Annotated in this window: 12 protein-coding genes; 5 read left to right on the plus strand and 7 right to left on the minus strand. The window is 63.5% G+C overall.

Going from position 1 to position 12,470, the window contains the following annotated elements; translation table 11 throughout:
* The 7 genes from QD409_RS34360 to QD409_RS34390 all read right to left on the minus strand — a co-directional run.
* On the minus strand, positions 1–224 hold a 224-nt coding region (locus QD409_RS34360), incomplete at its 3' end, for an ACT domain-containing protein (protein ID WP_430764930.1).
* Between the two features lie 78 nt (positions 225–302).
* The gene (glnT, locus tag QD409_RS34365; protein ID WP_024899787.1) at positions 303–1,610 is read right to left on the minus strand and encodes a type III glutamate--ammonia ligase; all 1,308 of its coding nucleotides are present in this window, start codon (positions 1,608–1,610) and stop codon (positions 303–305) included.
* A 95-nt stretch (positions 1,611–1,705) separates the two neighbouring features.
* The gene (locus QD409_RS34370; RefSeq protein ID WP_427142566.1) at positions 1,706–3,034 is read right to left on the minus strand and encodes an FMN-binding glutamate synthase family protein; all 1,329 of its coding nucleotides are present in this window, start codon (positions 3,032–3,034) and stop codon (positions 1,706–1,708) included.
* 15 nt (positions 3,035–3,049) lie between these two features.
* Positions 3,050–3,736 carry a GXGXG domain-containing protein gene (locus tag QD409_RS34375; protein WP_024900024.1) on the minus strand — a complete coding sequence of 229 codons (687 nt, stop codon included), beginning with the start codon at positions 3,734–3,736 and terminating at the stop codon, positions 3,050–3,052.
* Positions 3,737–3,760: 24 nt separating this feature from the next.
* The gene (locus QD409_RS34380; protein ID WP_430764931.1) at positions 3,761–4,666 is read right to left on the minus strand and encodes a class II glutamine amidotransferase; all 906 of its coding nucleotides are present in this window, start codon (positions 4,664–4,666) and stop codon (positions 3,761–3,763) included.
* A gap of 90 nt (positions 4,667–4,756) precedes the next feature.
* Positions 4,757–5,425 (minus strand): helix-turn-helix domain-containing protein, encoded by a 669-nt coding sequence (locus tag QD409_RS34385; RefSeq protein WP_036568532.1) that lies wholly within the window; start codon positions 5,423–5,425, stop codon positions 4,757–4,759.
* 49 nt (positions 5,426–5,474) lie between these two features.
* Positions 5,475–6,449: a GlxA family transcriptional regulator gene (locus QD409_RS34390; protein ID WP_427142564.1), complete on the minus strand. Its 975-nt coding sequence runs from the start codon at positions 6,447–6,449 to the stop codon at positions 5,475–5,477.
* A gap of 90 nt (positions 6,450–6,539) precedes the next feature.
* On the opposite strand from QD409_RS34390, the gene QD409_RS34395 reads away from it, so the two are divergent.
* From QD409_RS34395 to folD, 5 genes are all read left to right on the plus strand, one after another.
* Positions 6,540–7,790 (plus strand): sarcosine oxidase subunit beta family protein, encoded by a 1,251-nt coding sequence (locus tag QD409_RS34395; RefSeq protein ID WP_430764932.1) that lies wholly within the window; start codon positions 6,540–6,542, stop codon positions 7,788–7,790.
* Between the two features lie 23 nt (positions 7,791–7,813).
* The gene (locus QD409_RS34400; protein WP_024900018.1) at positions 7,814–8,089 is read left to right on the plus strand and encodes a sarcosine oxidase subunit delta; all 276 of its coding nucleotides are present in this window, start codon (positions 7,814–7,816) and stop codon (positions 8,087–8,089) included.
* Positions 8,086–11,049: a sarcosine oxidase subunit alpha gene (locus QD409_RS34405; RefSeq protein WP_430764933.1), complete on the plus strand. Its 2,964-nt coding sequence runs from the start codon at positions 8,086–8,088 to the stop codon at positions 11,047–11,049. The genes QD409_RS34400 and QD409_RS34405 overlap by 4 nt, the downstream gene beginning before the upstream one ends.
* A gap of 16 nt (positions 11,050–11,065) precedes the next feature.
* The gene (locus QD409_RS34410) at positions 11,066–11,593 is read left to right on the plus strand and encodes a sarcosine oxidase subunit gamma family protein (RefSeq protein ID WP_243016894.1); all 528 of its coding nucleotides are present in this window, start codon (positions 11,066–11,068) and stop codon (positions 11,591–11,593) included.
* 29 nt (positions 11,594–11,622) lie between these two features.
* A partial coding sequence (folD, locus tag QD409_RS34415; RefSeq protein WP_430764934.1) for a bifunctional methylenetetrahydrofolate dehydrogenase/methenyltetrahydrofolate cyclohydrolase FolD occupies positions 11,623–12,470 on the plus strand: 848 nt, incomplete at its 3' end.

The raw sequence follows: 12,470 nt of genomic DNA on the forward strand, positions 1-12,470 counted from the left end.
ATCGAAAACCGCTCGGCAATCGGCTTCAGTCCTCCGCGCAGGTCCTTTTCCGTTTTTCCCTCCTCCGAAATGAAGGAGATGCGCATGAAGAAGCGGCCCGAACCGAGATCGTCGAACTGCGAACTGTCGACGATATTGCACGCCATATCCGCGAGAAAACCGGAAATCGCGGCGACGATGCCGCGGGTGGACGGGCAGGTGACGGTCAGGACGAAGGTCGTCAAATCGGATCTCCTCGCGATGAGTGAAAAATCCCCGCGCCTGTCGACGCGGGGAAAACGGCCACAGGGGTGGCTCGGGGACTAGATGTCAAGCGTGGTGGCGTGTTCCCAGGCCGTGAACTGGGCGCAGTAGGTGTTCCATTCGCTCTTCTTCAGCTTGATGTAGGCGGCGGAAAACTCCGTGCCCAGCGCCGCCTGCAGTGCTTCGTCCTTCTCGTATTCGCGCAGCGCATCGAGCAGGTTGAGCGGCAGCTTCGGCGCGTCCGTGACCATATGGCCGTCGCGATACATGTCGATGTCGTGGTGCGGCCCCGGATCGGCATTGGTCTTCAGGCCACTAAGGCCGGCCGCGATGATGATCGCCTGCAGCAGATAGGGATTGACGGCGCCATCCGGCAGGCGCAGCTCGAACCGGCCGGGGCCCGGGACGCGGACCATGTGGGTGCGGTTGTTGCCGGTCCATGTCACCGTGTTCGGTGCCCAGGTCGCGCCGGAAATGGTGCGCGGTGCGTTGATGCGCTTGTAGGAATTGACCGTCGGATTGGTGATCGCGGCAAGCGCCGAGGCGTGCTTCATGATGCCGCCGAGGAAGGTCCGGCCCTTGGCCGAGAGGCCGAACGGCATGGCCTTGTCGGCAAAGGCATTGGTCCTGCCATCGAGGTCCCAGACGGAAATATGTGCATGGCAGCCATTGCCCGTCAGGCCCTTGAAGGGCTTCGGCATGAAGGTGGCACGCAGGCCGTGCTTCTCGGCAACGGATTTCACCATGAACTTGAAGAAGGAGTGCTTGTCGGCCGTCTGCAGCGCGTCGTCATACTCCCAGTTCATCTCGAACTGGCCGTTCGCATCCTCGTGGTCGTTCTGGTAGGGCTTCCAGCCGAGTTCGAGCATGTAGTCGCAGATCTCGGCGATCACATCATAGCGACGCATGACCGCCTGCTGGTCGTAACAGGGTTTTTCCGCGGTATCGAACTCGTCGGAGATCTTCGAACCATCCGGCGAAATCAGGAAGAATTCCGGCTCGACGCCGGTCTTGACGCGCAACCCCTCCCTGGCGGCTTCGGCCACCAGCTTCTTCAGCACCACGCGCGGCGCCTGATCGACCGGCTTGTCCTCCATGACGCAATCGGCGGCGACCCAGGCCACATCCTTCTTCCAGGGAAGCTGGATGACGGAGGAAGCATCCGGCAGGGCAAACAGGTCCGGATGGGCGGGCGTGAGGTCGAGCCATGTCGCGAAACCGGCAAAGCCCGCGCCGTCCTTCTGCATGTCGGCGATCGCTTCGGCGGGCACCAGCTTGGCACGCTGCCCGCCGAACAAATCGGTATAGCTGATCATGAAATATTTCACGCCGCGGTCCTTGGCGTAGGTGGCAAGATCGAGTGTCACTGTGTTCCCCTTTTGGATTTATCAGACACTTTTTCATGGAAACGGCCGCTGCCCGGCTTGGGAGTTTCAGGCGGCGGCCGGCGTGGCATTTTACGTCAGAAGCCTCCCTTGCCGGGGATCCAGCTGGTGCCGGCGAGCGGCACCTGCGCCATGGCGGACGCCTCGATGGTCAGCGCCACGAGGTCTTCCGGCTCCAGGTTGTGCAGATGGTTCTTGCCGCAGGCGCGCGCGATGGTTTGCGCTTCCAGCGTCATCACCTTGAGATAGTTGGCAAGGCGGCGGCCGGCGGCGACCGGATCAAGCCGCTTGGCGAGTTCAGGGTCCTGCGTGGTGATGCCGGCGGGGTCCTTGCCCTCGTGCCAGTCGTCGTAGGCGCCGGCGGTAGTGCCGAGCTTCTGGTATTCGTCTTCCCAGTGCGGATCGTTGTCGCCGATGGCAACCAGCGCCGCCGTGCCGATGGCGACCGCATCGGCGCCGAGCGCCAGGGCCTTGGCGACGTCGGCGCCGGACCGGATGCCGCCCGAGATGATCAGTTGCACCTTGCGGTGCATGCCGAGATCCTGCAGCGCCTGGACGGCCGGGCGGATGCAGGCGAGCGTCGGCATGCCGACATTCTCGATGAAGACGTCCTGCGTTGCCGCGGTGCCCCCTTGCATGCCGTCGAGCACGACCACATCGGCACCGGCCTTGACCGCAAGCGCGGTGTCATAATAGGGGCGTGCACCGCCGACCTTCACGTAGATCGGCTTTTCCCAGTCGGTGATCTCGCGCAGTTCGAGGATCTTGATTTCCAGGTCGTCCGGGCCGGTCCAGTCGGGGTGGCGGCAGGCGGAGCGCTGGTCGATGCCCTTCGGCAGGTTGCGCATGTTGGCGACGCGGTCGGAAATCTTCTGGCCGAGCAGCATGCCGCCGCCGCCCGGTTTCGCGCCCTGGCCGACGACGACCTCGATCGCGTCCGCCCGACGCAGGTCCTTCGGGTTCATGCCGTAGCGCGACGGCAGGTACTGGTAGACGAGCGTCTGGCTATGGCCGCGCTCCTCGTCCGTCATGCCGCCGTCGCCGGTGGTGGTCGAGGTGCCGGCGATCGTCGCGCCGCGCCCAAGCGCCTCCTTGGCATTGCCGGACAACGCGCCAAAACTCATGCCGGCAATGGTGATCGGTGTCTTCAGCGTGATCGGCTTTTTGGCAAAACGCGAGCCGAGCACGACAGTCGTGTCGCATTTCTCGCGATAGCCTTCGAGCGGATAGCGGGAGATCGAGGCCCCGAGGAACAAAAGGTCGTCGAAATGCGGCACCTTGCGCTTGGTGCCGGCGCCGCGAATATCGTAGATGCCGGTCGCCGCCGCACGGCGGATTTCAGCGAGCGTATAGTCGTCAAAGGTCGCTGACTTGCGCGGCGGGGTATAGGGGTTGTGATAGCTCATCGGTCTGTCCCTGCCTTAGTACGCGTCAGCGTTGTCGATGTTGAAATTGTAGAGCGTGCGGGCCGAGCCGTAGCGCTTGAACTCCTCCGGCTTGACGCCGGTGACGCCGGCCTTTTCGAGAAGCTCGGCGAGCTTCTCCAGATGTTCCGGCCGCAGTTCCTTCTCGATGCAGTCCGCGCCAAGGCTCTTGACCGTGCCGCGCACGAAAAGTTTCGCCTCGTAGAGAGAGTCCCCGAGCGCATCACCGGCATCGCCGAGCACAATGAGATGGCCGGACTGCCCCATGAAGGCGGACATGTGGCCGATATTGCCATGCACGACGATATCGATGCCCTTCATCGAGATGCCGCAACGCGAGGCGGCATTGCCCTTGATGACGAGCAGGCCGCCACGGCCGGTGGCGCCGGCATACTGGCTGGCGTCGCCTTCGATGACGACGGTGCCCGACATCATGTTCTCGGCGACGCCGGGACCGGCGGAACCCTTGACGGTTACGGTGCCGCCGTCGTTCATGCCGGCGCAGTAATAGCCGACCGAACCGCGGACCTCGACGCTGACGGGACTGTCGATGCCGACCGCAACCGCATGGCTGCCGCGCGGATTGACGACCTCGAACGCGGTGTCGTTGGCGCCCTTGGAAAGGGCATGGAGGGCGCTGTTGAGTTCGCGCAAGGGCGTTTTGGAAAGGTCAAATACAGGCATTGCAGGGCTTTCTCGTTTGGCCGGTCACGCAGCTTTTTCGTGGTCCCAGAAGTAGACGGTCGACGGCTCGGGCTCCCAGACGCGTGCATCCTCGATGCCCGGCAGGTTGACGAGCGCGCGATACTCCGAGCCGAAGGCGACATACTGGTCCGTCTCGGCCATCACGGCGGGCTTGCAGGCGATCGGGTCGCGCACGACGCCGAAGCCGGATTTCGTGCCGACGACGAAGGTGAAGAAGCCGTCGAGATCATCAAGCGCGCCTTCCAGCGCCTGACCGAGATCCTTGCCCTTGGCCATCTCCGCCGTGAGATAGGCGGCCGCCACTTCGGTGTCGTTCTGCGTCTCGAAGGTCATGCCTTCGCGGATGAGCTCGCGGCGCAGGTTGTTGTGGTTGGACAGGGATCCGTTGTGGACGAGGCACTGGTCGGCGCCCGTCGAGAACGGATGCGCGCCCAGCGTCGTCACGGCGCTTTCGGTGGCCATGCGGGTATGGCCGATGCCGTGCGTGCCGCCCATCGAGCGCACGTCAAAGCGCGCCACGACATCCTTGGGAAGGCCGGTTTCCTTGTAGATCTCGACGCTGTCGCCCGAGCCCATGACCCGGATATCCGGCCGGATCGAGGCGATGGCCACGCGGGTTGCCGCGATGGCGCCGGCGGCGATCTCGACGACGGCGTGGGTACTCTTGACGGTCACGCTGGCGTCGATGCCGGCGGCGGCGAGATCCTTGTCGAGCCCGCGGAAATCGACCTCGGGCTTTGCCGACTGCAGGGTGACCTTCGCTTTTCCGTCAGCCGGTGATCCGTAAATCGCAATGCCGGCCGAATCCGGGCCGCGATCGGTCATCGTGATCAACATGTCGGACAGCAGCGTTCCGAGCTGCGGTTCGAGGCTCTTGTCTTTGAGGAACAATCCAACAATGCCACACATAGGTGCCTCCATTTGTCGCTGTGACAAATGGCTACCATGGGGCTTTCGATCAATCAACTGATAGGAATAAAAATTTCGTGTGAGGCAACTTTAGCCGGGACTGCTGCCCTGTTTCGGATAGCTGATGATGGAGAGATAGCGCGCCGGAAGCTTCACCAGTTCCTGGGGGCCGTGCGGTGCATCCGCGTCGAAGAACAGGCTGTCGCCCGCCTCCATCTTGAACAGTTGGTCGCCATGGCGGTAAACCACGACGCCGTCGAGCATGTAGAGGAATTCCATGCCCTCGTGCTGGAAGGTCGGAAAGATGTCCGACTCGGCCGTGAGCGTGATGAGATAGGGTTCCACCGTCACGCCGCTCGAATTGTTGTCGATATGACCGAGCAGGCTGTACTGGTGGCCGGCGCGCGTGCCGCGGCGCTCGATCTTCACGCCCTCACCCGCCTTGACGAAGGTCGCGTTGCGCGGTTCCTCGAAGCGCCGGAAGAACGCCGTGAGCGGGACGCCAAGGGCCTTGGAGAGGGACTGCAGGGTTGTCAGCGATGGCGAGACGTTGCCGTTCTCTATCTTCGAGAGCGCGCCGACCGACATGCCGGTCGCGGCGGCGAGATCGGCGCCGGTAATGCCGAGCTTCTTGCGATAGGCCCGGACCTCGTGCCCGATCGCCATTTCAAGGTTCTTCTCGCGCGGCTCGCGCACCGCGTGCGGGTTCTGGGACAGGGCGTTCTGCGCCTTCTTGGAGATCTGCTTGCCGCTGGCCATGGCCCACCCGCTCTTCATGGTAAAAACATTCCCTACAGGAAAATATCGCTCACTCGTAGGAAAATCTCGTGCGCAGCGCCGTCGGTGTCTGGCCAAACCGCGTCTTGAAGGCGGTCGACAGATGCGCGGCCCCCGAAAAACCCGTGGCGAAGGCGATTTCCGCCACGGAAAGCGGGCTTTGCTCCAGCAGGCGCCGGGCATGGTCGAGACGGATGTTGCGGTAGGTTTCCAGGAAGCCGCCCGCCATATGCTCGGCAAACAGGCGGTCGAGATGACGGACACTGACGCCGGCAAGCTTTGCCATGGCTGCACGATCGAGCGGCATTTCGATCGTCGCTTCCATTTTCTCCAGGACGGCCAGAAGCGCAGGATGGTGCGTGCCGAACCGTTCGGGCAGGGACCCGCGCTGCGGAGCGCCGGGTTCGGCCACCGCCGTATGCAGATACCAGTCGCTGACGCGCCGGGAAAAATGCGCGCCCATACGTTCGCTGATCATGGCGTGCATGAGATCGAGCGGCGCGACGCCGCCGGCGCAGGTGACACGGTCGCCGTCGATCACGTATCGGGCCTGGCGTGGTGCGAGGGCGGGAAAGGCCTCCTTCAACAGGCCGGCATGTTCCCAGTGGATGGTGAAGTCGCGGTTGTCGAGCAGGCCCGCAGCCGCAAGAACATAGGCGCCGCTCGATATGCCGCCGATGCGAACGCCTTTTCGCGCAAGGCGCCGCAGGACCGGATGGGCATCCTCGACGGTGCTCCAGTCCTTGGGATTACCGCCTGCGCAGACGAAGACCGTGTGGCAGGTTTCGCCGAGCGCGGTCAGTTCCGTGCATTCGACGGTCAGGCCTGAAGAACTCGCAACCGGTCTGCCATGAAGAGACAGGGGTAGCGCGCTGTAGAGATCGAGGCCGGCAATGAGATTTGCCGCCCGCAGGGGCTCCACGGCGGAGGCATAGGACATCAGGGCGAAATTCTGCACGAGCAGAAATCCGATCCTCTGGGTTTTTCTCGTGTCAAACGCAGTCATGGCCCAAATCTATATCATGGCGTCCTATTTTTGAAAGTCTGCCGTCTAAACGGCGACTAGGCTCGGACCTGTGATCGTCGAGGCCTGACCATGCGCTATTCTGCTTTATCCATTCTCCTGAACGGACTGACGGGCAATCGTTCCTGGCGCCCCGCCTGGCGCGACCCGCAACCCAAAGCCCGCTATGACGTCATCATCGTGGGCGGTGGTGGTCACGGTCTGGCAACGGCCTATTATCTTGCCAAGGAGTTCGGCATCACCAATGTCGCCGTGCTTGAAAAGGGCTATATCGGGTCCGGCAATGTCGGCCGCAACACGACGATCATCCGTTCGAACTACCTGCTCGAAGGCAACAATCCCTTCTATGAATTTTCGATGAAGCTCTGGGAGGGGCTGGAGCAGGATTTCAATTTCAACGCCATGGTGTCCCAGCGGGGCGTCGTCAATCTCTATCACTCCGATGCCCAGCGCGATGCCTACACCAGGCGTGGCAATGCGATGCGCCTGCATGGCGTGGATGCGGAGCTGCTCGATCGCGCCGCGACCAAGTCCATGCTGCCTTTCCTCGATTTCGACAATGCCCGCTTCCCGATCCAGGGCGGCCTGATCCAGCGCCGCGGCGGCACGGTGCGCCACGACGGCGTTGCCTGGGGCTATGCGCGCGGAGCCGATAGCCGCGGCGTCGATGTCATCCAGAACTGCGAGGTGACGGGCATTCGCCGTGAGAACGGCCGCGTCACCGGCGTCGAGACGACGCGCGGCTTCATCGGTTGCGGCAAGCTCGGCCTTGCGGCGGCCGGCAATTCCTCGCGCGTCGCCCAGATGGCGGACATGAAGCTGCCGATCGAAAGCCATGTCCTGCAAGCATTCGTTTCTGAGGGGCTGAAGCCGTTCATCGATTGCGTCGTGACCTTCGGTGCCGGCCATTTCTACGTTTCCCAGTCAGACAAGGGCGGGCTGGTCTTCGGCGGCGACATCGACGGCTACAATTCCTATGCCCAGCGCGGCAATCTCGCGACCGTCGAGCATGTCGCGGAAGCCGGAAAGGCGATGATCCCCGCGCTGTCGCGCATTCGCGTGCTGCGCTCCTGGGGCGGCATCATGGACATGTCGATGGACGGCACGCCGATCATCGACAAGACGCCGACCGACAATCTCTATCTGAATGCCGGCTGGTGCTACGGCGGCTTCAAGGCGACGCCTGCCTCCGGCTTCTGCTTTGCCCATCTCATCGCGAAAGACGTTTCGCACGCCACGACCCGGCAGATGCGTCTCGACCGGTTCGAGCGCGGCTATCTCATCGATGAGAAGGGCCAGGGCGCCCAGCCGAACCTTCACTAGTTTGCCCGACCAAGGACACCGAAATGGCCAGCCTCGTCACCTGCCCGCATTGCGGACCACGCCCGAAGGAAGAGTTCACCGTCAAGGGCGCCGCGTTGCCGCGCCCCGCCGCGGATGCGTCCCAGGAGGTCTGGTTCGATTTCGTCTATCTGCGTGACAACCCGCGCGGCGCCTACCGCGAATACTGGCATCACACATCCGGCTGCCGCCGGTGGCTGGTGGTCGAGCGCGACACCGCAACCCATGACATCCACGCGACCCGTGATGCCGCCGATCGTCGCGGCGAGGTGACCCCATGACGCCCTTTCGCCTCTCCTCCGGCGGCCTGATCGACCGGTCGCGGCCGCTTTCCTTCTCCTTCGACGGCAAGGTGCTGAGCGGATTTTCGGGTGACAGCCTCGCCTCGGCGCTGCTTGCAAACGGTCGTCTCCTCGTCGGCCGCAGCTTCAAGTATCATCGTCCGCGCGGCATCCTCACCGCGGGCAGCGCGGAGCCGAATGCGCTGATGACGATCGGCCGGGGTGGACGCACGGAGCCGAACACCCGGGCCACCATGCAGGAACTCTATGACGGCCTCGAAGCGAGCAGCCAAAACCGCTGGCCGTCGCTTGATTTCGACATCGGCGCCTTCAACAGCTTGTTGTCGCCTTTTCTCAGCGCGGGGTTCTACTACAAGACCTTCATGTGGCCGGCAGCTCTCTGGGAGAAGCTGTACGAGCCCTTTATCCGTCGTGCTGCCGGTCTTGGGCGGGCAAGCTACGAGGCGGACCCGGACGGCTATGAAAAGGCTTGGATTCACTGCGACCTTCTCGTCGTCGGCGCGGGAGCGGCCGGTCTTGCCTCTGCCCTTGCCGCCGGGCGCGCTGGTGCGCGGGTCATTCTCGTCGACGAGCATTCGCGTTGCGGCGGCGGCCTGCTGTCGGAAACGGTCCGTATCGGTGACGAAAGTGCGACGGAGTTCGTGGCGACGGCGCTGGCGGAGCTCGCCTCGCTGTCAAACGTGACAGTGATGCCGCGCACCACGGTTTTCGGCTGGTACGACGGCAACGTCTTCGGCGCCGTCGAACGCGTGCAGAAGCATGTGCAGGCGCCGCTGGAGCGGCTTCCCGTCGAGCGGCTCTGGCGCATCGTCGCCAGGGAGGCGCTGCTGGCGACCGGTGCGGAGGAACGGCCTCTCGTCTTCGGCGGCAATGATATTCCCGGCGTGATGATGGCGGGCGCCATGCGCAGCTATCTCAACCGCTATGCTGTCGCGCCCGGAAGGAAGGTGGCGATCTTCACGACCAATGACAGCGGCTATGCGCTGGCGCGTGATCTCGAAGCCGTCGGCGCGAGCGATGTCGTCATCATCGACAGCAGGGCCGAAGGCGCTGGCTTCCGATATGCCGGCACGGCGAAGATCATCAAGGGCGCCGTGGTGTCGGATGCGCATGGCGGCAAGAGCCTGTCGTCGATTTCGGTCACGATCGCCGGACGCACGCAAAAGCTTGCCGTCGATGCCCTGGCGATGTCGGGCGGCTTCAACCCTGTCATCAGCCTTGCCTGCCATCGCGGCGGCAGGCCGGAATGGAACGCCTCATCGAGCGTTTTTCTGGCTCCGTCCAACCTCAAGGGCCTGACACTTGCCGGCGCTGCCGCCAATATCGACGGGCTCGGCGCCTGCCTGCAGCATGGTTTCGCCAAGGGCGCCGAGCGCGCCGAGGCTCTTGGCTACAGCGCGAAGCGCACGACCGTTCCGGCCGTGGCCGACGATCCGAGCGCAGTCGCCAAGCCGCTCTGGTCAATTCCCGGCGTGCGCGGCAAGGCCTTCGTCGATTATCAGAACGACGTGCATCGCAAGGATCTCGGGCTTGCCGTTCGCGAAGGTTACGGTCACGTGGAACTTGCCAAGCGCTACACGACGAACGGCATGGCGACGGACCAGGGCAAGCTGTCGAATGTCAATGCGATCGCGCTTCTGGCCCAAGCGCGCGGCGTATCACCCGCAGAAGTAGGGACGACGACCTTCCGCCCCTTCTACACGCCTGTCTCGTTCGGCGCGCTGACCGGGCCTTCGCACGGCAAGCATTTCCAGCCGGTGCGCAAGTCGCCGCTGCATGGCTGGGCAAGCCGGAACGGCGCGACATTCGTCGAGACCGGCCTGTGGTATCGCTCGTCGTGGTTCCCGCGCGATGGCGAGACGACCTGGCGCGAAAGCGTCGACCGGGAAGTCCTGAACGTCCGCAAGAATGCCGGCATCTGCGACGTCTCGATGCTCGGCAAGATCGAGATCACCGGCAAGGATGCCGCTGAATTCCTCAACCGCGTCTATTGCAATGCCTTCCTCAAGCTGCCCGTCGGCAAGGCGCGTTATGGCCTCATGCTGCGCGAAGATGGCATGATCTATGACGACGGCACGACCAGCCGCCTGGAGGAAAACCGCTACTTCATGACGACGACGACGGCCTATGCGGCGGGCGTGATGAACCATCTGGAATTCTGCGCGCAAGCGCTCTGGCCGGAACTGGACGTCCGGCTCGCGTCCGTCACCGACCAGTGGGCGCAGATGGCGGTTGCCGGCCCGAAGTCGCGTCAGATCCTTCAGGCGATTGTCGATACGGATATTTCCGACGAGGCTTTCCCGTTCCTGGCCGCTGCCGAGGTTTCGCTCTTCGGCGGTCAGGTTCGCGGACGGCTCTTCCGCATCTCCTTCTCCGGCGAGCTTGCCTACGAGCTGGCGGTACCGGCCGGCTATGGCGACGGCGTAGCCGATGCCATCATGCAAGCCGGCGCCGAACACGGTATCCAGCCCTATGGCGTCGAGGCGCTGTCGGTGTTGCGTATCGAGAAGGGCCACGTCACCCACAACGAGATCAACGGCACGGTCGTACCGGGTGATCTCGGCTTCGGCCGCATGGTTTCGACCACAAAGACCGATTTTATCGGCAAACGAATGCTGGAGCGGGAAGGCCTAAATGCGCCGGACCGGCCGCAGCTCGTCGGTATCATGCCGCTCGATCCCGCAACAGGCTTCCGTACGGGTTCCCACATCCTCGCAAAGAATGCCGAGGCCACGCTGGAGAACGACCAGGGCTACATCACCTCGAGCTGCTACTCGCCGCATGTCGGCTCCACCATCGGTCTTGCGCTGGTGCGCCGCGGGCGGGAACGGCATGGCGAGGAAATCATGGTCTGGAACGGTCTGCGCGGCGAGTTCACGCCCGGACGGATCTGCGCACCGGTGTTTTTCGACGCAGCCAATGAAAAGCTTCACGCCTGATTGAGGGAGGATTTGGATGTCAGCCTATCGTGTCACGCAGCGCGCCGCCCTGGCCGATTGCAAGCCCGTTCTGCGCACCGGTGTCAGTCTGGAAGCCCTTCCCGAGGGCACGGTCCTGCATCTCCTCGCGCGTCCCGATACCGGCTCGCCGGAGATTATCGGCGATGCTTCACTCTCCGGCCTGTCGCTTCGCTCCGTCTCGGTCGGCCAATGGTTCGCCGTGGGTGCGACGGCTCTGCCTTATGCGGATCTCGATGCAATCGCGGAAAAGCTGAGGCCGGTGGCGGATGTCATCGACCAGAGCCATGGGCGCGTGCGCATCCTCGTGCGCGGGCCCCAGGCCGCCCATGTCCTCGCCAAGGGTACGGCCATCGATCTGTCGAACGCCGCGTTCCCCGTCGGGCAGTCGGCCACGGCGCTCATTGGCCATATCGCTGCCCATGTCACGCGAATGGAGGATGATGGTTTCGAGCTTCTCGTTCTGCGTGGTTTTGCAGAAAGTCTATGGGACGATCTCGTGCGCATGAGCCTCGAATTCAGCTAAGCGAGATGTCAGCGAAGGATATACATCGGATGCCAGTTATCGATGGGAAGCAGGTTGCCGCTTCCGTGATTGACGCTGTGAAGGCCGCGACGGTGACCCTGGAGAACGAGGCCGGCGTCAAGCCCGGTCTCGCCGTCGTCATCGTCGGCGATGATCCGGCAAGCCACGCCTATGTCGGCGCCAAGAGCCGCATGTCGAAGGAATGCGGTTTCAACTCCATCCAGCATACGCTGCCGGAACATACGACGCAGGAAGAGTTGGCCGCGCTCGTGGAGACGCTGAACACCGACGAGACCATCCACGGCATCCTCGTCCAGCTGCCGCTGCCCAGGCATTTGAATTCGGATCCGATCATTCAGTCGATCAAGCCGGAAAAGGATGTCGACGGCCTGCATGTCGTCAATGCCGGCAAGGTCGCGACCGGCGATCTCGATGGCGGTCTCGTCTCCTGCACGCCGGCCGGCGCGATGATCCTCGTGCGCCGCACCCATGGCGAGGACCTGTCCGGTCTCAATGCGGTGGTGATCGGCCGCTCCAACCTGTTCGGCAAGCCGATGTCGGCTCTGCTGCTTGCCGCCAATGCGACTGTCACGACCGCTCATTCGCGCACCAAGGACCTCGCCGGCGTCTGCCGCAATGCCGATATCCTGGTTGCCGCCGTCGGTCGCCCGGAAATGGTCAAGGCGGATTGGGTAAAGCCAGCAGCCACCGTCATCGATGTCGGCATCAACCGCATCCCGGCTTCGGAAAAGGGCGAGGGGAAGTCGCGCCTCGTCGGCGACGTCGCCTATGACGAGGTTGCCAAAGTTGCCGGCGTCATCACGCCGGTTCCGGGCGGCGTCGGACCGATGACCATTGCCATGCTGATGGCCAATAC

This window comes from Rhizobium sp. BR 315 (genome assembly GCF_050577975.1).
Lineage (GTDB): Bacteria > Pseudomonadota > Alphaproteobacteria > Rhizobiales > Rhizobiaceae > Rhizobium > Rhizobium miluonense.

Excerpts from the sequence above, each read along its gene's own strand:
- QD409_RS34370 (WP_427142566.1), bottom strand. The coding sequence starts at position 3,034 with ATGAGCTATCACAACCCCTATACCCCGCCGCGCAAGTCAGCGACCTTT.
- QD409_RS34375 (WP_024900024.1), bottom strand. The coding sequence starts at position 3,736 with ATGCCTGTATTTGACCTTTCCAAAACGCCCTTGCGCGAACTCAACAGC.
- QD409_RS34380 (WP_430764931.1), bottom strand. The coding sequence starts at position 4,666 with ATGTGTGGCATTGTTGGATTGTTCCTCAAAGACAAGAGCCTCGAACCG.
- QD409_RS34385 (WP_036568532.1), bottom strand. The coding sequence starts at position 5,425 with ATGGCCAGCGGCAAGCAGATCTCCAAGAAGGCGCAGAACGCCCTGTCC.
- QD409_RS34390 (WP_427142564.1), bottom strand. The coding sequence starts at position 6,449 with ATGACTGCGTTTGACACGAGAAAAACCCAGAGGATCGGATTTCTGCTC.
- QD409_RS34395 (WP_430764932.1), top strand. The coding sequence starts at position 6,540 with ATGCGCTATTCTGCTTTATCCATTCTCCTGAACGGACTGACGGGCAAT.
- QD409_RS34400 (WP_024900018.1), top strand. The coding sequence starts at position 7,814 with ATGGCCAGCCTCGTCACCTGCCCGCATTGCGGACCACGCCCGAAGGAA.
- QD409_RS34405 (WP_430764933.1), top strand. The coding sequence starts at position 8,086 with ATGACGCCCTTTCGCCTCTCCTCCGGCGGCCTGATCGACCGGTCGCGG.
- QD409_RS34410 (WP_243016894.1), top strand. The coding sequence starts at position 11,066 with ATGTCAGCCTATCGTGTCACGCAGCGCGCCGCCCTGGCCGATTGCAAG.